The organism is Maricaulis sp. MIT060901 (assembly GCF_047123815.1).
GTDB lineage: Bacteria > Pseudomonadota > Alphaproteobacteria > Caulobacterales > Maricaulaceae > Maricaulis.
This window is the reverse complement of record NZ_CP138920.1, coordinates 857,911-880,832: the sequence shown is the minus strand read 5'-3', so window position 1 is coordinate 880,832 and position 22,922 is coordinate 857,911. Positions and strand designations below refer to the sequence as shown.

Genomic DNA, 22,922 nt, shown 5'->3' with positions numbered 1-22,922 from the left:
GCGCATGGGCGCGAATGTCGAGATCGAGCGGAAATTCCGTGTCCTGCCGGAGCGATTGCCGCCGCTGTCGGGTTTGCAGGCGAAGCGACTCAGCCAGTTCTATCTGGGCGAGGGATTTGATCCGGCCTTTCGTGTGCGCATCGTCGACGAGACACAGGCCTGGTTGACCATCAAGGGCCGGTCCACCGGGCTCAGTGCTCCGGAATTCGAATACGAGATCCCGCTCGCCGATGCCCGCGAAATGGCACAGGTGCTCAGGGCGAGCGTGGTGGTGGAGAAGACGCGCTACCTGCTGCCGCAGGGCAGTTTGGTCTGGGAGCTGGATGTCTTCGCCGGCGCCAATGCGGGACTGGTGATGGCCGAGATCGAGCTGGACAAAGAAGACCAGGTCGTTGATCTGCCCGACTGGTGCGGCGCCGAGGTCAGCACCGATCCGCGTTTCAAGAATATCAATCTGGCGCTGAACCCTTATCGGGACTGGCGCGACCAGGCCTAGTCCGGCTTGCGTGCGACCATCATGTAATTCACCGAGACGTCGCTGCCGATCGAGAACTGGTCATTGAGCGGGTTATAGGTCACGCCAACCGGTGGTTCGGTTTCCATGCCGCCCTGGGACAGGGCTGTGCGGATTTCCGAGGGGCGTACAAGCTTGCCGAAACGATGCGTGCCGCGCGGCAGCCATCCCATGATCCATTCCGCCCCGACAATGGCCAGTGCAAAGGCCTTGGGCGTGCGGTTGATGGTGGCACAGATCATCAGACCACCCGGTTTGACCAGGTGCGCGCAATCAATCAGGAAAGTGTGCGGATTGGCGACATGTTCCATCACTTCCAGATTGAGCACGACATCGAATTGTTCGCCGGCCTCGAGCAATTGCTCGGCGACACCGTGGCGATAGTCGATCTCCAGCCCGACTTCCTGTGCATGCACGCTGGCAGTCTTGATATTGGCTTCCGAGGCATCGACCGACACCATCTCAGCGCCGAGGCGAGCCATGGGTTCGGAAACCAGTCCGCCGCCACAGCCAATGTCCAGCACGCGTAGTCCTGCAAAGGGTTTGTCGCCGGAGCGGTTGAAGTGCAGGCTGACGGTGTCGCGGATGAAGTCCAGGCGGACCGGGTTGAACTTGTGCAGGGGTTTGAACTTGCTGTCCGGATCCCACCATTCCGCGGCAATGCGCGAGAATTTCTCGACCTCTTCCGGGTCGATCGAGGGGCGGTTGAGAGTGTCCGGTGCGGCTTGGCTGCCCATGGCTTGTCCTTTGATATTCCCACGGTTCTGGACGGTCACGAGTCGTCGTCCCTTGCGTTGTGACATTGCATAGCGGCTGTCAGCGCATTAGGACAGGCGACGGATTGGCGCGTCGCGCCTTAATATGGCCGCAGGCCGGGGTGTAATCGAGGCCCGCGCGCAATTATATGCAGCCATAGAGCAGTCGGGGCAGCGAGGGACGGCCTGAATGACACGTGTTGTCGCCAAGTTTGGCGGAACTTCTGTGGGCTCTATCGAGAGAATTCGGCACTCCGCCCGCCTGATCCAACACGCTGTCGAGCAAGGCGAAACGCCGATCGTCGTTGTTTCCGCCATGTCCGGTGAAACCGACCGCCTGCTGGGCCTGTCCAGCGAACTGGGTGGTGGATTGGGCGATCGTGAAACCGATGTCGCCCTGGCCGCTGGCGAACAGGTCTCTGCCTCGCTTATGGCCCTGGCTCTGCGTGAACTGGGACTGAAATCGCGCTCCATCATGGGCTGGCAGGCGCCGGTCGTGACGACGGGCCCCTGTGGCGCTGCCTCCATCGCCGACATGGATGTGCAGATTTTCGAGGACGCGCTGGCGGCAGGCGAAGTGCCTGTGCTGGCCGGATATCAGGGCATTACGCGTGAGGCCGAATTGCGGACGCTGGGGCGAGGTGGAACCGATCTGTCCGCAGCGGCGCTGGCCGCAGCGCTGAAAGCACGTTGTGACATCTATACCGATGTGGATGGTGTCTACACGACCGATCCGCGTGTCGAGCCGCAGGCGACGCGCCTGGACGCCGTCAGTCATGACGAAATGCTGGAGCTCGCCAGCCAGGGCGCGAAAGTCCTGCAGCCGCGATCTGTCGAGTATGCCAAGGCCCAGGGCGTCGAGATGAAAGTCGTCTCCAGCTTTGCCGCGCCGGGAGAAAGTCGGGGGACCCATGTTGTGCCTGAGCGAGCGCTGGGCGAGCGCCGACTGGTCAGTGGTGTGGCCTATGCCCGTGACCAGGCGCGTATTGCGCTGTTGGGCGCGACGGAGCCGAGCCGTCTTGCGGAAACCGTGTTCGAAGCGCTCGCGAATGCAGGCATTGGCGTGGACATGATCGTCCAGGCGCATGGCCGCGATGACGGCCGCCATAATCTGGAGTTTTCGGTTTCCCAGCGTGATCTCAGGGGCGCGCTGGCGGCGGTTGAAGAGGCCGCGGACGGATCCGTGCTTTCGCATGAGACCGGTCTGGCAAAGGTTTCCGTTGTCGGTGCAGGCCTGCGCCAGCGCGCCGACATCGCCCGTTCCCTCTTTGGAGTTCTCGGCCAGGCAGGAATCGCCGTAAAGGTCCTTGCAACTTCGGAGATCAAGATTTCTGCACTGATCGAGAATGATGCTGTGGAGCAGGCTGTGCGGGCCTTGCATGCAGCTTACGGACTGGACCATATCAACGCATGACCGAAACGACCCAACCGGCCGTCAGGGATCCCCGCAGGCTGCTGACGCGCATGCGCGAGCTTATGGCCGTGCAGGAAAATGCGCAGGAGCGACTGGACCACCTCACCGACATGATTTCGGAGGAGGCGGGCTGGGATGTGTGCTCGATCTACCTGTCGCGAAAATCCAGCTCGCTTGAGCTGTGCGCGACGCACGGTCTGAAAACCGAGTCCGTTCACAAGGTTCGTCTCAAGCCGGGCGAGGGCCTTGTCGGCCTGGTCGCCCGCAATGCCCGTCCGTTGACGACATCAAGCGCCAGCCAGCATCCGGCCTTCTCCTACAAGCCGGAAACCGGTGAGGAACCCTTCGACACCTTTGTCGGTGTTCCAATTCTGCGCGGTGGTCGCCTGGTGGGGGTCCTGACGGCCCAGGCGGCGGCCAAGCGGGAGATTTCCGAGGAGGAAGTCGAGACGCTGCAGACCGTCGCCATGGTCCTGGCCGAGATCGTCGCCAGTGGCGATATCGCCGAAGCCGAGGAAATGGCGGAACTGGATGTTCGCCAGTCCAAGCCGGAGCGTTTCCAGGGCGGGGCCTTCGCCAGCGGTCTGGCCAAGGGCGTTGCTGTCCTGTTCGAGCCGCATGTCGGCACGGACCATCTGATCGCCGACGACATGGAGCGCGAGGAGCTACGGCTCGAACTGGCGCTGACCGCCTTGCGGGCCGCCGTGGACGAGATGCTCGAGGGTGGCCGCGGTGCCTTTGGTGGCCCAACCCGCGAAGTCCTGCAGGCGTATCGCATGTTTGCCCAGGACCGGGGCTGGCTGGAACGTCTGCGCGAGGCCGTCCGTCTTGGTCTGACTGCCGAGGCTGCGGTCGAGCGGGTGCGAAACGAGAACCGTGCCCGCCTGATGAAGTCGCCGGATCCGTATTTCCGCGATCGCCTGCATGATCTGGAAGACCTTGCCAACCGCCTGCTGCGGCATCTGGACGAGGCCTATACGGGCGCCAGCATCAAACTGCCGGACAATGCGATCATCGTGGCCCGCAATCTGGGCCCCGCGGAAGTGCTCGATTTCGATCGTGACAAGCTCAAGGGCATAGCCTTGGAGGAGGGGTCTGCCTCCTCGCACGCCGCCATCGTCGCCAAGGCGCTCGGCATCCCGCTGGTCGGCAATCTGGAGGGCGCGCTCGACCGCGCCGAGGATGGCGACCCGCTGATCCTGGATGGCGAGTTTGGCCTGCTGCACATTCGACCCACCGATGATGTTGTCGCGACCTATGACGAACGCATCGAGGCTCGTTCGGCCCGTCAGGAACGTTACGCCCAGCTGCGCGGTCCGGCCCGGACCCTGGATGGACGTGAGGTCACGGTTCAGATGAATGCCGGCCTGCTGATCGAAATGACACAGCTGGAAGAACTGGGCGCCGATGGTGTGGGGCTGTTCCGCACCGAATTCCAGTTCATGGTCTCCGATACCCTGCCGCGCCTGGACGAGCAGGCCACAGTCTATCGATCTGTTCTGGAAGCTGCCGGGGACAAGCCGGTGGTGTTCCGCACGCTGGATCTGGGCGGCGACAAGGTAGCGCCTTTTGCGCCATCAGCTGTTGAACCGAATCCGGCGCTGGGCTGGCGGGCCATCCGCATGGGGCTCGATCGGCCCGGCCTGCTGCGTTACCAGCTGCGGGCGCTGATCGGGGCTGCGGCCGGCCGGTCGCTGAGAGTCATGTTCCCGATGATAGCCGCGCCGTGGGAAATGCGCGCGGCGCGTGACATGCTCGATCGCGAACTGCGTCAGGCGGAAAAGCGGGGACACGAACTGCCCAGCGAAGTCCAGGTCGGCATGATGCTGGAAACTCCCGCCATCGCCTGGGCCATGGAGCAAGTCGTTGACATCATCGATTTCGTGTCCGTCGGCGCCAATGATCTGATGCAGTACTTCTTCGCGGCGGACCGGGACAATGCCCGTGTCTCGGATCGGTACGATGTGTTGAGCCCGCCCGCCCTGGGACTGTTCCAGCAGATCAGCCAGACCTGTCAGAAATACGAGATTCCGGTCTCTGTTTGCGGTGAAACCGCCTCCCGTCCGCTCGAAGCTGCGGTGCTGATTGCTCTTGGTTTCCAAAGCCTTTCCATGTCCGCCTCAAATATCGGTCCGGTCAAAAGCATGATTTCGCAAATGGATGCGAACAAGCTTGGCACCTGGATTGCTGATCACATGAATGAACCGGTCAATAGCTTGCGTTCGATGATGCTCGAAGCAGGTGAAGAGGCCGGGCTGCCAGGTGCGGCAGTTGATAATGTGGTTAAGATTTGATCTAATCGAGGTGCGCGAGCTGAGGGGGCTATTCAGATTGCGCATTTGGGTGAGGTCGCTCTTGAAATGAGCGATGGGTGGTAATGTCGAGTCAAGCTATGAGCACGGGCTTTGTCCCAGTTGATGCTGTGTTTGCAGATGAAGGCGTAGATATTCTCCAGCTTTCTGCAGGTGAACGCCTGCGTGAGGCGCGTGAAAAAGCCGGGCTGAGCCTGGATGAGGCCGCCACCCAGACCCGTATCCGCAAGGATTATCTTGAAGCGATTGAAACCATGGATCCGCGCGGCCTTCCGGCGCGTGCCTATGCTATTGGTTATCTGCGGACCTATGCCGGTTTCCTGTCCCTGGACAGCATCGCCATCGTTGACCAGTTCAAACGTGAAGTGGATACCGAAACAGGTCGTGCCCAGCCGACGGCTGCGGCCCAGACCCGTCGCGAAATCAAGCTGCCACGCGGTGTTTTTGGCGCTGCCATGATCCTGGCCAGCGTTGCGGCTGTTGCCTTCTGGTATGCCGAGCAGGCAGGCAATGACACCGGCCTGACCAATATGCCATCGCCGCCGGACGCTGCTCCGGCCTGGGCGCGCGAGGATTTCGCCGCCAATCGCCAGCCGGTGACGGTCGCCGATATCTGGTCGGACCTGCCGCTGGGAACGGCCACCGTGGCACAGGACGTGATCATGCGGGCCACAGCGCCGACCTGGTTTGAAGTGCGCGACGCCTCTGGCCGTGTGCTTTTTGCGCGTGAGCTGGCGGCAGGTGAAGCCTATCGGGCCCAGGAAGACGGTCTGACCGTTTCCGCCCGCAATGCCGGTGCCATCCAGCTGGAGGTAGACGGCGAGCTTGTCGGTTCGCTGGGCGAGGAAGGCCTATCCGTAGAGAACCAGCCGGTTCTGGCACAGGCGGAAACTGCACAAGGCGAGCGCTAAGCGCGTTCATCCTCTCGAAAGCGCCACATGAAGCCGCTATATCGGGTCTGAAACCTGATTGGAGCGTTTTCGCATGTCCGACCTCAGCAAAGATCCGCGCAGCGTTCGTCCGTGGCGCATGATCGAGCGTCGCAAGAGCCGCAAGATCAAGGTCGGTGATCTGCAGGTCGGCGGTGATGCGCCGATTACCGTCCAGACCATGACCAATACCGTGACTGCTGATGCCGGCGCGACGATCGACCAGATCCGTCGTTGTGAAGAGGCCGGCGTCGATCTGGTGCGTGTGTCCTGTCCGGACGAGGCGTCGACTGCCGCGTTCCGGGAAATCGCCCGCGCAGCGACCGTGCCGCTGATTGCCGATATCCATTTTCACTACAAGCGCGGTATCGAGGCGGCAGAGGCGGGCGCAGCCTGCCTGCGCATCAATCCGGGCAATATCGGTTCGATGGACCGGGTAAAGGATGTCGTCCAGGCCGCGCGCGATCATGGCTGTGCCATCCGCATCGGTGTGAATGCCGGTTCGCTGGAAAAACACCTGCTGGAAAAATACGGCGAGCCCTGTCCCGAGGCGATGGTGGAAAGCGCGCTGGACCACGCCCGCATCCTCGAGGATCTCGATTTCCGCGATTACAAGATCTCGGTGAAGGCGTCCGACGCCTTCCTGACCGTGGCCGCTTATCAGGCTTTGTCGGAAGCGACTGATGCGCCGCTGCATCTTGGTGTCACCGAGGCCGGTGGGCAGCGCATCGGCACGGTGAAATCCTCCATCGGTATCGGCTCCCTCCTGTGGGCGGGCATCGGTGACACCATCCGTGTGTCCCTGTCGGCCGAGCCGGAGGAAGAGGTCCGTGTCGGTTTTGATATCCTCAAATCGCTGGGCCTGCGCACGCGAGGCGTCAATATCATCGCCTGTCCGTCCTGCGCGCGTCAGGGGTTTGACGTGATCCGCACGGTGCAGACGCTGGAAGAGCGTCTGGCGCACATTTCCGAACCCATTTCGCTGTCCATCATCGGCTGTGTCGTCAATGGTCCGGGTGAAGCGCTGATGACCGATCTTGGATTTACCGGCGGTGGTGCTGGCCGTGGCAAGATGTATGTCTCCGGCCGACCCGACCACAATGTCTCCAACGAGGAGATGGTCGAACATATCGTTGAAATGGTTGAGAAACGCGCTGAGGAAATGCGTGCTGAAACCGAGAACGTTTGACGCGATTTTCGCGATTTTCGCTTGCAGACGGGCGCACCAATCGTCACGGTAAAGTGATGCTTCGGGCTCAAGACAGATCAATCAGGATACCACGCGAATACTGGCTTTTGCAGAGTCGAGAGTATGCATTTGTGGTCATGGTTGCTGGCCTGTCCGTTATGCTGGTTGTGGTTTTGAATCTTATCCTGAACGAACTCAGCCTTCCGGATTGGCCATTCAAGGTCATAGCGCTGCTGCCGATTTTTGTCGCAGCCGTCGTTGCAGCCCGGTTCACAGTTCAGCTTGGGTGGAAAGCCTTTGCTCCAACAACTGTGGAACGCGTCCGCTTTCGGCTGGCAAGGCAGCTTACACGGTCATATTTCCGGGCCAAGCGATTGAGCGGAGCCGGGGTGCGAAAATACAATCCGCTGTACTTTTTCGACGGGCGGTCCCGCTGGCTCGTCCTCACCCATAGTGCCTTATTGGGCGGCTTGGTGGCTTTCGCTCCGTCATTGTTGGCTTCTGTCGGTTTCCCAGGGTTTTCGCCGGATGCTGTGCAGTCCGAGCTGACGGTCATGGCGGTGATGTTCGCTGGTGCGACAGCGGTGCAATACATCACCAGACGGATTCATTGGCATTGGGTTCGTGAGCAGATGAACAAGTATGCGAAGCGTGAAAACGTGGCCCAAGTTGGAGCGCCCGTCTCCATAAATGCCTTGGCTTGGACTGGCAGATCCAGCAGCTCTTGAACGCGCTGCGACGGAAGTCACAACCTAGCGGGACGCCCCCGCAAACCATCCCCCTTTCGCCAAGACTAAACAAAAGCTCATTTGTTCGGCACGGCTGAGCCAGAATAGGCTTATGCTAGGAGTTACATTGCGAGGGACCGGGCCGACAGGGCCCGTGGGAGCTGTTATGCTGGAACTATCCGGACTTACGAAAACCTATGGCAACAAGGTGCGCGCGCTCGATGGCGTGTCGCTTTCCATCCCCAAGGGGATGTTCGGGCTGCTGGGCCCGAATGGCGCGGGCAAGTCGTCGCTGATGCGCACGATCGCCACGCTGCAATCACCGGATCAGGGCAGCCTGACCTTTGGTGATATCGATATTCTCAAGGACCCGCAGGCCCTGCGCGCCACGCTGGGTTATCTGCCCCAGGATTTCGGCGTCTATCCGCGCATGTCGGCGCGCGCCATGCTGGACCACCTGGCTGTGCTCAAGGGCCTGTCGAACGCCAAGGAGCGCAAGACTGTGGTGGATACACTGCTCGAACAGACCAACCTGTCCCAGCACGCCAACAAGGCCGTTGCCAGTTATTCCGGCGGCATGCGCCAGCGTTTCGGCATCGCCCAGGCCTTGCTGGGTGACCCGCAGCTGATCATCGTCGACGAGCCGACTGCCGGCCTCGACCCGGAAGAGCGTAACCGCTTCCACAACCTGCTGTCTGAAATCGGTGAGAATGTCGTGGTTATCCTGTCCACGCACATCGTTGAAGACGTGGCTGACCTGTGTCCGCAAATGGCCATCATGAACCGCGGCCAGATTGTTTCTGCTGGAGCGCCGAATGACCTCATTGCAGATCTGAACGGCAAGGTCTGGGCAAAGACAATCGAGAAATCCGAGTTGGCGGGCCTGCGTGGCAAGTACCAGATCATCTCCGAGCGTCTGACGGTCGGTAAGGTGCGTATCCACGTATTGGCGGACAGCGACCCGGGTGATGGCTTTGAATCCATCCAGCCGGATCTGGAAGACGTCTATTTCGCCACCATCCGTGGTGGTCAATCCGAAGCGGCTGCGGCCTGATTTCAAACCCTGTCTGAAAGGAGCACGTCATGCTCTCCAAGATCGCCGGGTTTGAGGTTCGCTATCAGCTCTTCTCTCCCGTATTCATTGCCGTCTTCGCCATCTTCTTCCTGCTGGTGTTTGGCGGTGTCACCATTGACAACATCCAGGTGGGCGGCGGCGGTGCGACGAATATCAATTCGCCCAACGCCCTGACCATCAACATCATGATTTTCTCCCTCTTCGGGGGGCTGATCCCGGCGGCGTTTCTGTCGTCCGGCGTAATTCGTGACCGAAGTTTCAAGTCGGAAGAGCTCTTCTTCTCCCGTCCGGTGAAGGAGTTCGACTTTGTCTTGGGACGGTTCACAGGCGGTTTCATCGCGACGGCATTGTGTTTCGCATCCGTACCGCTCGCCTTCCTGATCGGTTCCATGATGCCCTGGCTGGACCAGGAGCTGATCGGACCGACCAATCTGGGCTGGTATCTCTACGTCTATGCCTCCATCGGCCTGGTCAATATGTGGGTCGTGGGCACGGTCTTGTTCGCCGTCGCCAATTTCACCCGCTCCCAGATCTTCGTCTGGGTCGCCTTCCTCGGCCTGTTGGTGCTCTATTTTGTCGGCAGCGCAATCGCCGGCCAGGAGCCGGAATTGCGTGACGAGTTCGCGCTGATCGATCCGTTTGCCTTCAACACATTCGGCGAAGTGACACGCTATTGGACCGCATTCGAGGCCAATACCCAGGTCATTCCGTTCGAGGGGCTGTTCCTGATGAACCGCCTGATCTGGATCGGTATCGGTCTGGCCTTGTTGCTGCTCAGCGTGTTCACTTTCCGCTTCCGCAAGGGCGGTTCGGCGAGCGCGTCCAAGAAGAGCAAGGCGCAGGCGGCTGTTGGACCGAAGAGCGCGATCTCTGATCTTGAACTGCCGCGCATGCAGCCGGTCCTGAACGGGACGACAACGCGTCAGCAGTTCGTCGCGCGCCTCGGATTCGAGGTGAAAGGTGTTGTCCTGAACGTCGCCTTCTGGGTGATCCTGGCGTTCGGTTTGTTCAATACCGTGCCCGGATTCTTCTTCGCCAATGGCATTTACGGCACAGATAATTATCCGGTCACTCGGGTCATGATGAACACCATCAATGGTGCTTATTCGATCATCCCGATCATCATCGTGATCTATTACGCGGCTGAACTGATGTGGCGCGAACGTCGTTTCCGTTTCAACGAAATCACGGATGCGACGCCGACACCGAGCTGGGTATTTATCACCTCGAAATTCCTGGCGATGATGGTCGTCATCCTTTCGCTAGCCGTAGTGGCCGTTGTTGCTGCGGCACTGTCTCAGCTGGCGATGGGTTATACGGCCATCGAGATGGATCAGTACTTCATCCGGTCGGTGATGGAGATCATTGTGCCGGCGGCCTTGCTGTCCGCGCTGGCGATTTTCCTGCAGGTTCTGCTGAATAATCGCTGGCTGGGCATGGCGGCCATGCTGGTCTTCTTCGTGGCTTCGTTGATCATGAGCCAGATCGGTTTTGACCATAATCTCTATCAGTATGGCGGTTCACCCGGAGCTCCGTATTCGGATATGAACGGGTATGGCCACTTCCTGGGCATCTCACTCTGGTTCACGCTGTATTGGAGCTTCTGGGCCCTGTTCCTCATGGTACTGGCCTATCAGCTCTGGAGCCGTGGCGCGCTCACCCCGATCGGTACTCGTCTGAAGAACCTGTTTGTCGGCTTTACCCCCGCAACGGCAGGTCTGGCGATGATTTCGCTGATCGGTGCCGGGGTGACCGGTGGTTGGATCTTCTACAACACCAATGTCATCAACCAGTATGTCTCCGGACCGCAGGCGCGCACCATGCGTGCGGAGTATGAGCGGACCTACGACCATCTCGTAGATCTGCCTCAGCCGACGATCACGGCGACATCCTATGAAGTCGAGATTTATCCGGAAGACCGCCGGTATGAAGCGGTGGGTCAGTATGTGATGGAAAACCAGACCGAGGCGCCGCTGGATACGCTCTGGCTGTCCTATGGCGCGGGCACGACTGTGGTCCGTCAAGAGATGGAAGGCGCAACGCCCGACACGACTGACGAAGGCATGTACATCTATTCCTTCACGCTGGAACCGCCGATGCAGCCGGGCGAAGTGCGGACGCTGGACTTTGAGGTCCATCGCAACAATCCCGGTTTCCGTAACAGCGGCAATGTGACGACGGTCAACTACAACGGCACCTTCTTTAGCAACGGCGAGTCCATGCCGCAGATCGGTGTGAACCAGGGATGGTTCCTGCAGGATCGGCAGCAGCGTCGTCGTGAAGGTCTGGAGCCTCTGCCGCGGGCCTATCCGCTTGAGGACGAGCATCGCTGGTTTGAAAGTGGCTTTGGCCAGTCTGCCCACTTTGTCGATTTCCGCACGGAGGTCTGCACCGTGGCGGGCGAAATCGCGGTGGCACCGGGTTATCTTGAGCGGGAATGGTCCGAACAGGACGCATCCGGTCGTGACCGTGCCTGTTACGAGTACATCATGGATCGCCCGATCCTGAACTTCTACTCGTGGCTGTCTGCCGATTATGAAGTTGCCGAACAGGAGTTTGACGGCATCAATCTGCAGGTCTTCTATCACCAGCCGCATGACTGGAATGTCGAGCGCATGATTGAGGCTTCGGCTGACTCCCTGCGTTACTTCTCCCAGGTGCACAGCCCGTTCCAGTACAGCCAGTTCCGTATTCTGGAATTCCCGTCCTATCAGACCTTTGCCCAATCCTTCCCGAACACGATCCCGTATTCGGAAGGCATTGGTTTCATCGGTGATCTGACGGATCCGGACGCCATTGACTATGTCTACTACGTCACCGCGCACGAAGCGGCGCACCAGTGGTGGGCGCACCAGGTGATGGCAGCCAATGTCCAGGGTGGCACGATGCTGATCGAATCCTTCGCTCAATATTCTGCGCTGATGGTCATGCGCCAGGAGTATGGCGAGGACGCGATGCGTCGCTTCCTCAAATACGAGCTGGACAGCTATCTGGGATCGCGTGGTTCAGAAGCCATCGAGGAGCAGCCGCTCTATCGGGTCGAGAACCAGCAATACATCCACTATCGCAAGGGCTCTGTGATCATGTACGCCCTGCAGGACTATATCGGTGAAGACACCGTGAACCGTGCCCTGCAGCGTCTGATCGAGGAGCGGGCCTTCTCGTCCGAACCCTATGCCACCACGCTCGATTTCCTGCGTATACTACGCGAGGAAGCCGGTCCGGAGTGGGATAGTGTGATCACCGACTTCTTCGAGCGGATCATCCTGTTTGATCTGCAGGTCACCGACGCGACGGCGACGCAGCGGGAAGATGGCCGCTGGGATGTCGTGATCGATGTCGAGGCCCGCAAGTTCGAGGCTGATGGCGAAGGCCAGCAGACCGAGGAGGCGATCGACTATCTGATCGATATCGGGGTGTTCACCCGTGATCTCGAGGGAGCTATCGAGGGTTCCGACCACGTGCTCTACATGGAGAAGCACCGTGTGAACGAGAACACGATGCGGTTCGAGCTGATTGTTGACGAGGAGCCGCTTTATGTCGGTATCGATCCGTACAACAAGCTGGTCGATCGTAATTCCGACGACAACCTGTCGCGCGTGACGATCGAGTAAAACCGATCAGCGTTTCACGCTTGAAATGAAAAGAGGGAGCGGGCCTAGTTCTGCTCCCTTTTTGATTCCGGGAGACATCATGACCACGCTGTACGGGTTGAAGAATTGCGACACCTGCAAGAAAGCCATGAAGGCGATGGATGCGGCGGGCACGGCCTACACATTTGTCGACATCCGCGCCGAGGCTGACCTGGCGGCGAAGGCACCGCTCTGGCTGGAGGCTGTGGGTGCCAAGGCGCTGGTGAATACCCGCTCGACCACGTGGCGCGGTCTGGACGAGGCCCAGCGGGCGCGTGTCGAGACGGATGCGGCGGGCTTGCTGGCGGAAAACCCGACCCTGGTCAAACGCCCGGTGATTGAACATGCGGGCGAGGTGCGTGTCGGCTGGACGGCGGCGAGCCAGGCGGGGCTGGTCTGAGATGGACAAGGCGCTGAAAGCGGGCTGCGAGCTGGATCTGGGTTTCCCCTTTCACCGACCGGAAACACCGGCGCAGCGCCTGCGCGCGATTGCGGACTGGATGGAGGCGGACGGCAAGGGCTGGGAACTCTATGTCACCGGCGAGACCGCCCAGGCGCTGGAACAGCGCATCGCCGAACTGACCGGAAAGCCGGCTGCGGTCTGGATGCCCACCGGAACGATGGGCCAGGCGTTGGCGGCGCGGCTGCATTGTGAAAGCCGGGGCAATTACCGCCTCGCCCTGCACCCAAATTCCCACCTCCTGCTGCACGAGCAGGAGGGCGCGCGTTATGTGCACGGGCTCGACCCGGTCGAGATGGGGGAGTGGGCCAAGGTGCTCACCGCAAGTGATCTGCCCGACAATGCCGGTTGCGCGATCGTTGAGCTGGGCCAGCGCCATAATGGTGGTCTCCTGCCGCGCTGGGGTGTGCTGGAAGCGCTCAAGGCGCGGGCTGCCGAGCTGGACCTGCCCCTGCACATGGACGGCGCCCGCCTGTGGTCAACCCGGCCGCATTTCGACGATCGTTCCTATGCCGAGATCTGCGAGGGTTTCGCCTCGGTCTATGTCTCGCTCTACAAGGATATTGGCGCGATTGGCGGGGCGGTCCTGGCCGGGGAAGAGGCCTTTATCGAACAGATGCGCACCTGGCGCGCCCGGCTGGGCGGCATGTTTCCCATGGCCTGGCCGAACACGGCCGATGCGCTGCGCCTGCTGGACGAACAGGTTGAATTGATGCCGGAACTGGTGGCGCGGGCGAGGATGCTGGGCGACGCGATTGACCGGCTGGACGGTCTGTCGGTGACGCCCTCCCCAGTGCAGACCAATCTCTTTCACGTCGAGGCTGATGCCTCGGTCGACGCTATTGATGCCGCGCGTGATGCGGTCGCGCGTGACCATTGCGTCTGGCTGTTTTCACGCTGCTGGGACTTGCCACAACAGGAGCGTCCGGCCATCGAGGTTACGGTGGGTGCCAAGCTCTACGACATGCCGCCGGAACGTGTGATCGAGGCGTTTGCCGGGCTGGCCAGGCGGCTGGCCTAGTCGACGATCGCAAACATCTCCAGCACGCGTTCGATCACTGCGCCGTCGCGTTCAATGATCAGGGGCAGGGTGTTTGCCTCGGGCGGATTACAGCCGCGTTCACCGATCGGTATGCCGTGGAAATGGGTGATCAGATCGCCTGCGCGAATATCGACCCGTGAGGCCGGCGTGTTCGGCAGGATGTCGGCGACGCGGAAGCCGTTCGGCTCGGGCTGAAAGACCATGCCGTGGCTGACGACCGGTTCAAACGTGATCGGTGCGTCCGGATCGATGCGTTCGATACGCACACGTTCGCGGCGCTGGTCAAAGGTCCAGATGAAATGTTGCATGATCTCGCCACCGATCAGCTCGGTGCCGGGAGTGGACTGGATGGTCGGGGTGACCAGCTCGTTGGGGCCAAACCGCGCATTCTCGCTGAGCCGGGCCGAAGAGCGGCGCTCGATATGATTGAGCCGGAAGGAGGCGCCGGACGCGACGGGATCGGCGGTCGTCTCGAAGCGGTCGATATGATTGACCGAAAAGCCGGAGAGCGCCGCGCCGCTATCGATCAGCATGCGCCGGGTACGGTTGGAAAACTCGATCCGCAGCCAGGGGCGGTCATCCGGTCCGCTGGCATTGAACACGGTCTGGCGGTCCGGTCGCGGCAGTTCCCCCGGCTCGATACGCATTTCATCGCGGGCATAATCCAGCGTCAGCAGATAATCATCAAAGGCATCAAAGGCGAGAATGCCATCGACCTCCCGGCCCAGGGCCAGGGAGAGATGATCGAGATCCTGTACACGGGCGCGCAGGCTGGTCACCCGCAGCGGGCCCATCGACATTTCCGGAAAGTTCGCGCGCTGGCCCTCGCGCACACGGGTGGAGGAAATGCGCGCCACACTGTCCGGATCGACATAGGTGGTTGAGGCGCCGGTGTCATAGATGAACCAGAGCGTCCGGTCTTCCGCGCCATCTTCGCCGGGGCGCAGGGTCACCGGGACAAAGAAATAACCGCGACACATCTCGCTGGGCACGGTGATCGGGAATTCGGGCTCATTGCCGGACACGGTTTCCGCGACGGGCTGGTTCGTAAGGGCGAGCGCAAGCAGTGCGAACTTCATTTGCATATTCCTCCTCCGCCGGAAGCAGGATAGAGGAGTTGGGTGGGGTTCCAACAGGGATTGATCTCGATGAAATCCATTTGCGTCTACTGTGGTTCCAATCCTGGTAAGAAGCCGGTCTATGTCACCGCTGCGCGCAAGGTCGGCCAGGTGTTGGCGCGGCGCGGGATCGAAGTCGTCTATGGCGGGGGCCAGGTTGGCCTGATGGGCGAGGTCGCCGACGCGGCACTGGACGCCGGCGGGCGTGTCGTCGGTGTCATCCCCGAATTCATGGCGCTCAAGGAAATCGCCCACATGGATCTTTCCGAGCTGCACGTCGTGCAGTCCATGCACGCGCGGAAGGCCAAGATGGTCAAGCTTTCAGACGCTTTCATTGCCCTGCCGGGCGGGATCGGCACGATGGAGGAGATGTTCGAGATCTGGACCTGGGGACAGCTCGGCCAACACCGCCACCCGGTCGGTCTTTTGAATGTGGACGGCTATTATGATGACCTGGTCGGCTTCCTCGACACGATGACGGAACAGGGTTTCCTGGCGCCTGAACATCGTGGCGCACTGAAGGTGGATGACCGGGTGGAAGGCCTGCTGGAACAGTTTGATAGCTATGAGGCGCCGGCCGCGGATGTGCGCCTGAAAACATTGCAGACCTGACAACCGGAATTTCGCTCGCTTTTTTCCGGCGAAGCGCTCTAATCTCCGACCCGACTGGTTGGTTTTTCAGGGGGCAATTCGATGAATTCCATTCTCACACCTATGTTGGCATTGATCATCTGGACCTTTGTCATGTGGTTCTGGATGTATGCGACCCGAATCCCCGCCATGCAGAAGGCAGGCATCAATGCCGCCAAGATGAAAGCCAAGTCCGAGATGGATGTGCTGCCCATCGAGGTGAAGCGCATCGCGGACAATTTCAATCACCTGCACGAACAGCCCACCATCTTTTTCGCGCTGGTCATCTATTGCCACCTGGCCGGCGTCGCGGACGGTCTGAACATCGCCCTGGCCTGGGCCTATGTCGGCCTGCGTGTTTCACACAGCCTGGTGCAGGCCCTGTGGAATTTCATACCTGTGCGCTTCTTCATCTTCGCCGCCAGCACCATCGTCATGATGGTCATCGGTGTGCGGGCAGCGCTGGCGCTGGGATAACAGCGTCAAGGCATTTCCAATTGTCGCGCGCAATGATACCTCACGCCCATGCACGCACCTGAAGCCCGACTCGAACAAGTCATCGACCGATTTGACCAGGTCGAAGCCCGTCTTGGCGCTGCCGCCGATGCGGAGGAGATCGTCAAACTCTCCAAGGAACACGCCGAGCTTCGCCCGGTGGCCGAAAAGGCTGCCGAGCTGAAAGCGGCGCGTCAGGAACTCATCGATCTCGAGGAGATGATGAATTCCGACGATGCCGAGATGGCGGAAATGGCCAAGGACGAGTTCTACGAGCTGAAGGAGCGCCTGCCCGAGCTGGAGCACGGGATGAATCTCCTGCTTCTGCCCAAGGACAAGGATGACAGCGCCAACGCCCTGGTCGAGATCCGGGCCGGAACCGGTGGTGACGAGGCGGCGCTGTTCGCCGGCGATCTCTATCGCATGTATGAGCGTTACGCCCAGCTGCAGGGCTGGACCTGGGAGCTGGATAGTGCGTCGGAAGGCGAGCATGGCGGCTACAAGGAAGTCATCGCTTCTGTTTCCGGTGCCGGCGTGTTCGGGCGTCTGAAGTTTGAAAGCGGCGTGCACCGTGTCCAGCGTGTGCCGGCGACGGAAAGCCAGGGCCGTATCCACACGTCTGCGGCGACGGTGGCGATCATGCCCAAGCCGGACGATATCGAGAGCGGGCTGGATATGAGCGAGGTTCGTGTCGACACGATGCGCGCGTCCGGTGCCGGTGGCCAGCACGTCAACAAGACCGAGTCCGCGGTTCGCATGACCCACTTGCCGACGGGCATCATGGTGGTCTGCGCCGAGAAGTCCCAGCACCAGAACCGCGCCAAGGCCGCCGAGCTGCTTGCGGCCAAGCTCTATGACATGAAGCGCGAAGCCGCGGCTGCTGAACGGGCCGCCGAGCGCAAGGACCAGATCGGTTCCGGCGACCGTTCCGAACGTATCCGCACCTATAATTATCCGCAGGGCCGTGTTTCCGATCACCGCATCAATCTGACGCTCTACAAGCTGGATCAGATTGTCGCCGGAGACGGGCTGGACGAGGTTGTCACCGCTCTGATCTCCGAGGACCAGGCTGCGCGTCTGGCCGCGATGGAGCAGGACGGGTAGTTTTCCTTCCCCTTGATGGGGAAGGTGGACCCGATGAAATCGGGTTCGGATAGGGTGACGTGCCGAAGGCACGAAGCCAACGGTCGTTTTTGCGGCTGCGCCGCGCACCCACTCCCCCCGGACGGGTCCGGGGACCTCGCCCATCAAGGGCGAGGAGCTAGACAGGCTGAGCCACCGTGAACTCCGATTTTGATAAAATGGTTGTGGATGCCCGCACCGTCTTTGACGCCAGCGCCAGCAAGCCCCTGCGCGATGCCTGGGCTGAGCTGGGCCTGGTGGAGGTGCGTGCGGACCTGGTCAGACGCCTCGGCGAGGCCGGCATTGGCGAGGCCGAGACGGATACACGTTTTCTGCTGGCGCATGTGCTGGCGCCCGCCGGTTTTGCGGAGGCCGTGGCAGACCCGGCGCTGTGTTCCTGGCAACAGATCAGCCATCTGGCCGAGCTGGCCTGGGAGCGTATCCACCGCAAGCCGATGTCACAGGTTCTGGGCACCCAGCCCTTCTGGACGCTCGAGCTGGAGGTCACAGGCGATGTGCTGACCCCGCGCGCGGATACCGAAACCCTGGTCGAGGCGGTGCTGAAGGAACGGGCAGACGAGACCGCGCGTGTGCTGGATATCGGCACCGGTTCCGGTGCGATCCTTTTGGCCCTGCTCAGCGAGCGCCAAGCCTGGCAGGGCGTCGGCGTGGATGTGTCCGAGGCGGCCCTGGATGTCGCGGCGAGGAATGCACGCCGTTGTGGTCTGGATGAGCGGGCTGAATTCCTGCAGGCGAGCTGGGGGCGGGGACTGCCGGCCGCGACGTTCGACATCCTGGTGTCCAACCCGCCCTATATCCGCTCTGATGTCATGGAGACGCTGGATCCGGAAGTACGTGATTACGAACCGCACCTGGCGCTGGACGGTGGCTTGGACGGGCTGGATGCCTATCGCGCCATCCTCGAGGAGGCGCAGGGCCTGGTCAAACCCGGCGGGCTGGTGGCTTTCGAGATCGGTTATGACCAGGGCGAGGCGGTGAGCGGGCTGCTGGGCGCTCAAGGCCTGTCGGGAATCGCCATAATCAAGGATCTGGCCGGGCATGATCGTGTCGTGCTCGGGTCTTTGTCATAAAGAAACGGCTAAAAGGGCTTGGAAAGCTGCAAAGGGCGGTCTAGGTTCCGTTCATCAGGTGGACGCGCCTTGGGGGCCGTGCGCGGCCGGATGAACCACCTGACAGATCCGGCTAATTGAACAACCCCGAACAGGCGACAGGCTTATCATTGCAGCTGCACGGTTAGGCCAGAGGTTATTACCGCTGTTTACACAGGGAACGACGATATGAAGCGTCAGCGCGGTCGAGGTCGGAAACCAGGCAATCCTGCGAACCGGACCTTTGAGAGCAATGGTCCTGAGGTGAAGATCCGGGGCAATGCGACCCAGATCCACGACAAGTATCTCCAGCTGGCGCGCGATGCGTCCTCCTCGGGCGACCGCGTCCGGGCCGAGAACCTGTATCAGCACGCCGAACACTATTACCGCATCATCCAGGCCAACCAGCCCAAGCGCGATCCCGCTGCTGAGGAAGGTGCCGAGAACGCGGAAGCCAATGGCGAGAACGCCGAGGGCGAGGACCAGTCCCAGGGCGAGGGCAATGACCGTCGCGGTCGTGGCCGTGGTCGCGGACGTGGCCGCCGCCAGCAAGAGGATAATGCAACGCCGGAAGGCGAGCAGTCCGAAGCGGCCAAGGCTGATGGCGAAGAGTCGTCCGAGGAAGCCGCTGCGGCTCCGGAAGGTGATGAGGAGGCTCCGCGCCGCCGCACCCGCCGCCCGCGTCGTCCGCGCGCATCTGAAGGTTCCGACGGCGCTGAAGCGTCTGCCGAAGCCGGCGAAAAATCCTCCGAGGACAGCGAAAGCGAAGCTGCTTAAACGCTGTAGGTTTCAAGATTTGAACCCGCGATTGCCTGGCGATCGCGGGTTTTTATTTGCCTGAAACTCTGTCCCCTGCCGCGACGCTGCCGCCGCGTTCCACCGATACATACACACCGCAATCCATGTGCCCGAAATTGTCGAACAGGGCCTTGGGGATGTCGGCGTCCCTCGCCGCGGTGACAGGATTGATGCTGGTCGCGACACAGCGGCGGATGCGGGCGCGGATCTCGACCTCGGCTTCGCCAATCACCAGGCGTTCGCCCACCATGTCCAGCTCGGCCCAGGGTTCCAGGTCATCGATCAGAAGATTGCCGCGAAAGCGGACGGGATCGAGTTCCTGGCCGGTGCGTTCCGCCAGATCGCGCACCGAGGCGAGATTGATGATGGACGGGTAGGGATCGGGGATATCGGTCATGGCCTGGCTGCCCGCCTGCACCAGGCGCAGGCGTCCGCGGACCTGGTCCGACAGCGCCTGGCTGAGATGGTCGAACAGTGCCGCGTGGGTTTCCGCATCATTGAGATCGACCTGGAGGCAGGCGCCGTCCGGCGCGATGACGGTCCAGACCTGGTGTTCAGCGTTGAAACGCGTGCTCCAGCCCGCCAGATCAGACTGGGCGGCGAGCATGAGGAAATTCTTTTTGGAGACATGTCCCGGTGCGGTCACATCATACTGTCCCGGACCGTTCTCGATCGCCCAGTGGCGGTCAAATGGCAGGCCTTTTCCCTGTGTCAGCTCGATCTGGTCCAGGACTTGCGGGCTGAACCCTTTGACGGGAAACCGGTGAATGGCGCTAAGCTTGGGCATGACGGTGGAATCTCCGCTGGGTGGTCAGAACGTCGCGCGACCACCTCTTGTGTGATGGTTGTGCCACACCTACATGCCATACGAAAAGCGAATTTGCCGTGCCTTATCAGGGCGGTCCTTCGCACCCATCTCGCCTCTAACGGGAGATAGACATGGACTTTGAAAACTACACGGACCGGGCCCGGTCCATAATCCAGGCCGCACAGGGGCTGGCCCTCAAATCCAGCCACCAGCAATTTGCGCCCGAACACATTCTGAAAGCCCTGCTGGACGATGAAACCGGCCTGGCCGGAAACCTCATCCAGGCTGCAGGCGGGCGTTTGCGCCAGGTGCAGGACGCCGTCGACCAGGCCCTCGACGCCATGCCGAAAGTGGAAGGCGGGCAGGGCAAGCTCTACCTCGCACCGCAGACGGCCAAGGTGTTCGGCGCTGCAGATGACGCCGCCAAGCGAGCCGGCGATCAATTCGTCTCCGCCGAACGTATCCTGCAGGCGATTTCCCTCAATCCCGACAACAAGGCCCATGACGCGCTCAAGGCGGCGGGTGTGACCCCGCAGGCGCTGAACACGGCCATCAATGATCTGCGCGCAGGCCGCACGGCGGACAGCCAGTCGGCCGAGGACAGCTATGAAGCGCTCAAGAAATACGCCCGCGACCTGACGGAAGTGGCGCGCGAGGGCAAGCTCGACCCGGTGATCGGCCGCGACGAGGAAATCCGCCGCGCTATCCAGGTGCTCTCTCGCCGCACCAAGAACAATCCCGTCCTCATCGGTGAGCCGGGTGTCGGCAAAACTGCCATCGCGGAAGGCCTGGCGCTACGCATCGTCAATGGCGATGTGCCGGAAAGCCTCAAGGAAAAACGCCTTCTGGCGCTTGATATGGGCGCGCTGATCGCCGGTGCGAAATATCGCGGCGAGTTCGAGGAGCGCCTCAAGGCCGTGCTGTCAGAAGTCGAAAGCGCCAATGGCGAGATCGTGCTCTTCATCGACGAGATGCATACGCTTGTGGGTGCAGGCAAGACGGATGGCGCCATGGATGCGTCCAATCTGCTCAAGCCTGCCCTGGCCCGTGGTGAACTGCACTGTGTGGGTGCCACGACACTGGATGAATACCGCAAGCATGTTGAAAAGGATGCGGCCCTGGCCCGGCGGTTCCAGCCGGTCATGGTCGAGGAGCCGACGGTCGAGGACACCGTCTCGATCCTGCGTGGCCTCAAGGAAAAATACGAGGTGCATCACGGCGTTCGTATCGCTGATAGTGCCATCGTCTCCGCGGCCAATCTGTCCAATCGCTACATCACCGACCGTTTCCTGCCGGACAAGGCCATCGACCTGATGGACGAGGCCGCCTCGCGCCTGCGCATGCAGGTCGACAGCAAGCCGGAGGAACTCGACGAGATCGACCGCCGGGCCATCCAGCTGAAAATCGAGGCGGAAGCGCTGAAGAAGGAGAGCGATGATGCCTCCCGTGAGCGTCTTGCCAATCTGGGCAAGGAAATCGCCGAGCTCGAAGCGCGCTCAGCCGAACTGACCGCCGCCTGGCGCGCCGAGAAGGACAAGCTGGCCTCGGCGACCACGCTGAAGGAAGGTCTTGAGCGCGCGCGCCAGGAACTTCTTGATGCCGAGCGTCGGGGCGACTTGGCCAAGGCCTCCGAGATCAAATACGGCCGTTTGCCGGATCTGGAGCGCAAGCTCGCAGAAGCCGAGCAGCAGGGCGATGAAGACCAGATGGTGCAGGAAGTCGTCGATGACGAGCAAATCGCCCATGTCGTCTCGCGCTGGACCGGTGTTCCGGTGGACAAGATGCTGGAAGGCGAACGCGACAAGCTTTTGCGCATGGAAGACGGATTGCGCGGCCGCGTGATCGGTCAGGAAGAAGCGCTGGTCGCCGTGTCCGACGCCGTGCGCCGTGCGCGTGCGGGTCTGAAGGATCCAAGCCGTCCGATCGGTTCCTTCCTGTTCCTGGGCCCGACCGGTGTCGGCAAGACCGAGCTGACCAAGGCATTGGCCGAATTCCTCTTCGATAACGAGACTGCGGTGACCCGCATGGACATGTCGGAATACATGGAGAAACACTCCGTTGCCCGCATGATCGGCGCGCCTCCGGGTTATGTCGGTTACGAGGAGGGCGGTGCCCTGACCGAAAGCGTCCGTCGCCGGCCCTATCAGGTCGTGCTGCTGGACGAGGTCGAGAAGGCGCACACGGATGTCTTCAACGTGCTCCTGCAGGTGCTCGATGATGGCCGGCTGACCGATGGTCAGGGGCGTACCGTCGATTTCCGCAACACAATCATCATCATGACGTCCAATCTGGGTGCCGAGCACCTGCAACTGGTCGATGATGTCACCGAAGCGCGCGATGGTGTGATGGCGGTGGTGCGCGGACATTTCCGGCCGGAATTTCTCAATCGGATCGACGAGACCATCCTTTTCTCCAAGCTCAAGCCGGAGGATATGGGTGCGATTGTCGACATCCAGCTGCGGGGCCTGGCCCGGTTGCTGGAAGATCGTCGCATGAGCATCGAGCTGGACGCCGCTGCCCGCGACTGGTTGGCGGTGAAGGGGTTCGACCCGGCTTACGGCGCACGACCCCTCAAGCGCGTGATCCAGAAAGAAGTCCAGGACCCGCTCGCCCGCCTGTTGCTGCAGGGCGATATCAAGGATGGCGACGAGATCCGTGTAAGTGCGGAGGCCGGTGTGCTGGTCATCAATGGTGTCGCTGTCAGCGAAGCCAGGCCGGTCAGCGAGACCGTCAACTAGACCCGGAACAAAAAAAAGGGGCTGGATTTCCAGCCCCTTTTCCTTTGTCAGCGG

Annotated in this window: 19 protein-coding genes; 16 read left to right on the top strand and 3 right to left on the bottom strand. The window is 61.2% G+C overall.

Annotation, left to right across the window (positions count from 1 at the left end):
* The first annotated feature begins 4 nt into the window (after positions 1-4).
* Positions 5-496: a CYTH domain-containing protein gene (locus SIC17_RS04485; RefSeq protein ID WP_412546509.1), complete on the top strand. Its 492-nt coding sequence runs from the start codon at positions 5-7 to the stop codon at positions 494-496.
* Here the strand turns inward: SIC17_RS04485 and ubiG are convergent.
* Positions 493-1,251 (bottom strand): bifunctional 2-polyprenyl-6-hydroxyphenol methylase/3-demethylubiquinol 3-O-methyltransferase UbiG, encoded by a 759-nt coding sequence (gene ubiG, locus SIC17_RS04480; RefSeq protein ID WP_291894325.1) that lies wholly within the window; start codon positions 1,249-1,251, stop codon positions 493-495. The two genes, SIC17_RS04485 and ubiG, sit on opposite strands and share 4 nt — an antisense overlap.
* Before the next feature lie 208 nt (positions 1,252-1,459).
* On the opposite strand from ubiG, the gene SIC17_RS04475 reads away from it, so the two are divergent.
* From SIC17_RS04475 to SIC17_RS04435, 9 genes are all read left to right on the top strand, one after another.
* A complete protein-coding gene (locus tag SIC17_RS04475) occupies positions 1,460-2,683 on the top strand; it encodes an aspartate kinase (protein ID WP_291894322.1) in 1,224 nt (407 codons plus the stop codon).
* A gap of 50 nt (positions 2,684-2,733) precedes the next feature.
* Complete coding sequence (ptsP, locus tag SIC17_RS04470) at positions 2,734-4,977, top strand: phosphoenolpyruvate--protein phosphotransferase (protein ID WP_412546508.1); 2,244 nt, start codon at positions 2,734-2,736, stop codon at positions 4,975-4,977.
* 83 nt (positions 4,978-5,060) lie between these two features.
* A complete protein-coding gene (locus tag SIC17_RS04465; RefSeq protein ID WP_412546507.1) occupies positions 5,061-5,906 on the top strand; it encodes a RodZ domain-containing protein in 846 nt (281 codons plus the stop codon).
* A 73-nt stretch (positions 5,907-5,979) separates the two neighbouring features.
* Positions 5,980-7,113: a flavodoxin-dependent (E)-4-hydroxy-3-methylbut-2-enyl-diphosphate synthase gene (ispG, locus tag SIC17_RS04460; protein ID WP_412546506.1), complete on the top strand. Its 1,134-nt coding sequence runs from the start codon at positions 5,980-5,982 to the stop codon at positions 7,111-7,113.
* Positions 7,114-7,169: 56 nt separating this feature from the next.
* Positions 7,170-7,841 carry a hypothetical protein gene (locus SIC17_RS04455; RefSeq protein WP_412546505.1) on the top strand — a complete coding sequence of 224 codons (672 nt, stop codon included), beginning with the start codon at positions 7,170-7,172 and terminating at the stop codon, positions 7,839-7,841.
* A gap of 166 nt (positions 7,842-8,007) precedes the next feature.
* Positions 8,008-8,895, top strand: a complete 888-nt coding sequence (locus SIC17_RS04450; RefSeq protein ID WP_412546504.1) for an ABC transporter ATP-binding protein — start codon at positions 8,008-8,010, stop codon at positions 8,893-8,895.
* A gap of 29 nt (positions 8,896-8,924) precedes the next feature.
* Positions 8,925-12,530 carry an ABC transporter permease/M1 family aminopeptidase gene (locus SIC17_RS04445; protein ID WP_412546503.1) on the top strand — a complete coding sequence of 1,202 codons (3,606 nt, stop codon included), beginning with the start codon at positions 8,925-8,927 and terminating at the stop codon, positions 12,528-12,530.
* Positions 12,531-12,609: 79 nt separating this feature from the next.
* Positions 12,610-12,948, top strand: coding sequence for an ArsC/Spx/MgsR family protein (locus SIC17_RS04440; protein ID WP_291894300.1), 339 nt, complete (start codon positions 12,610-12,612; stop codon positions 12,946-12,948).
* Position 12,949: 1 nt separating this feature from the next.
* Positions 12,950-14,029 (top strand): threonine aldolase family protein, encoded by a 1,080-nt coding sequence (locus tag SIC17_RS04435; protein WP_291894297.1) that lies wholly within the window; start codon positions 12,950-12,952, stop codon positions 14,027-14,029.
* Here the strand turns inward: SIC17_RS04435 and SIC17_RS04430 are convergent.
* Entirely contained in the window at positions 14,026-15,129 is a 1,104-nt protein-coding gene (locus tag SIC17_RS04430) for a hypothetical protein (protein WP_412546502.1), read from the bottom strand. The genes SIC17_RS04435 and SIC17_RS04430 overlap by 4 nt on opposite strands.
* Before the next feature lie 63 nt (positions 15,130-15,192).
* On the opposite strand from SIC17_RS04430, the gene SIC17_RS04425 reads away from it, so the two are divergent.
* The 5 genes from SIC17_RS04425 (at position 15,193) to SIC17_RS04405 (ending at position 19,301) form a co-directional block, all read left to right on the top strand.
* On the top strand, positions 15,193-15,780 hold the full coding sequence (locus SIC17_RS04425; protein ID WP_366940090.1) for a TIGR00730 family Rossman fold protein: 588 nt from the start codon (positions 15,193-15,195) through the stop codon (positions 15,778-15,780).
* Between the two features lie 81 nt (positions 15,781-15,861).
* Positions 15,862-16,275: an MAPEG family protein gene (locus tag SIC17_RS04420; protein WP_291894289.1), complete on the top strand. Its 414-nt coding sequence runs from the start codon at positions 15,862-15,864 to the stop codon at positions 16,273-16,275.
* A 48-nt stretch (positions 16,276-16,323) separates the two neighbouring features.
* The gene (gene prfA / locus SIC17_RS04415; RefSeq protein WP_291894286.1) at positions 16,324-17,397 is read left to right on the top strand and encodes a peptide chain release factor 1; all 1,074 of its coding nucleotides are present in this window, start codon (positions 16,324-16,326) and stop codon (positions 17,395-17,397) included.
* A 176-nt stretch (positions 17,398-17,573) separates the two neighbouring features.
* Complete coding sequence (gene prmC, locus SIC17_RS04410) at positions 17,574-18,506, top strand: peptide chain release factor N(5)-glutamine methyltransferase (RefSeq protein WP_291894283.1); 933 nt, start codon at positions 17,574-17,576, stop codon at positions 18,504-18,506.
* 207 nt (positions 18,507-18,713) lie between these two features.
* On the top strand, positions 18,714-19,301 hold the full coding sequence (locus tag SIC17_RS04405; protein ID WP_291894280.1) for a DUF4167 domain-containing protein: 588 nt from the start codon (positions 18,714-18,716) through the stop codon (positions 19,299-19,301).
* 52 nt (positions 19,302-19,353) lie between these two features.
* Here the strand turns inward: SIC17_RS04405 and SIC17_RS04400 are convergent, their stop codons facing one another.
* A complete protein-coding gene (locus SIC17_RS04400; protein ID WP_412546501.1) occupies positions 19,354-20,109 on the bottom strand; it encodes an MOSC domain-containing protein in 756 nt (251 codons plus the stop codon).
* A 152-nt stretch (positions 20,110-20,261) separates the two neighbouring features.
* Between SIC17_RS04400 and clpB the strand changes: the two genes are divergently transcribed.
* Positions 20,262-22,868 (top strand): ATP-dependent chaperone ClpB, encoded by a 2,607-nt coding sequence (gene clpB, locus SIC17_RS04395; protein ID WP_412546500.1) that lies wholly within the window; start codon positions 20,262-20,264, stop codon positions 22,866-22,868.
* Positions 22,869-22,922: the final 54 nt, after the last annotated feature.

Coding starts and splice junctions, on each gene's coding strand:
- SIC17_RS04485 (WP_412546509.1), top strand. CDS start 5: ATGGGCGCGAATGTCGAGATCGAGCGGAAATTCCGTGTCCTGCCGGAG.
- ubiG (WP_291894325.1), bottom strand. CDS start 1,251: ATGGGCAGCCAAGCCGCACCGGACACTCTCAACCGCCCCTCGATCGAC.
- SIC17_RS04475 (WP_291894322.1), top strand. CDS start 1,460: ATGACACGTGTTGTCGCCAAGTTTGGCGGAACTTCTGTGGGCTCTATC.
- ptsP (WP_412546508.1), top strand. CDS start 2,734: ATGCGCGAGCTTATGGCCGTGCAGGAAAATGCGCAGGAGCGACTGGAC.
- SIC17_RS04465 (WP_412546507.1), top strand. CDS start 5,061: ATGTCGAGTCAAGCTATGAGCACGGGCTTTGTCCCAGTTGATGCTGTG.
- ispG (WP_412546506.1), top strand. CDS start 5,980: ATGTCCGACCTCAGCAAAGATCCGCGCAGCGTTCGTCCGTGGCGCATG.
- SIC17_RS04455 (WP_412546505.1), top strand. CDS start 7,170: ATGCTTCGGGCTCAAGACAGATCAATCAGGATACCACGCGAATACTGG.
- SIC17_RS04450 (WP_412546504.1), top strand. CDS start 8,008: ATGCTGGAACTATCCGGACTTACGAAAACCTATGGCAACAAGGTGCGC.
- SIC17_RS04445 (WP_412546503.1), top strand. CDS start 8,925: ATGCTCTCCAAGATCGCCGGGTTTGAGGTTCGCTATCAGCTCTTCTCT.
- SIC17_RS04440 (WP_291894300.1), top strand. CDS start 12,610: ATGACCACGCTGTACGGGTTGAAGAATTGCGACACCTGCAAGAAAGCC.
- SIC17_RS04435 (WP_291894297.1), top strand. CDS start 12,950: ATGGACAAGGCGCTGAAAGCGGGCTGCGAGCTGGATCTGGGTTTCCCC.
- SIC17_RS04430 (WP_412546502.1), bottom strand. CDS start 15,129: ATGAAGTTCGCACTGCTTGCGCTCGCCCTTACGAACCAGCCCGTCGCG.
- SIC17_RS04420 (WP_291894289.1), top strand. CDS start 15,862: ATGAATTCCATTCTCACACCTATGTTGGCATTGATCATCTGGACCTTT.
- prfA (WP_291894286.1), top strand. CDS start 16,324: ATGCACGCACCTGAAGCCCGACTCGAACAAGTCATCGACCGATTTGAC.
- SIC17_RS04405 (WP_291894280.1), top strand. CDS start 18,714: ATGAAGCGTCAGCGCGGTCGAGGTCGGAAACCAGGCAATCCTGCGAAC.
- SIC17_RS04400 (WP_412546501.1), bottom strand. CDS start 20,109: ATGCCCAAGCTTAGCGCCATTCACCGGTTTCCCGTCAAAGGGTTCAGC.
- clpB (WP_412546500.1), top strand. CDS start 20,262: ATGGACTTTGAAAACTACACGGACCGGGCCCGGTCCATAATCCAGGCC.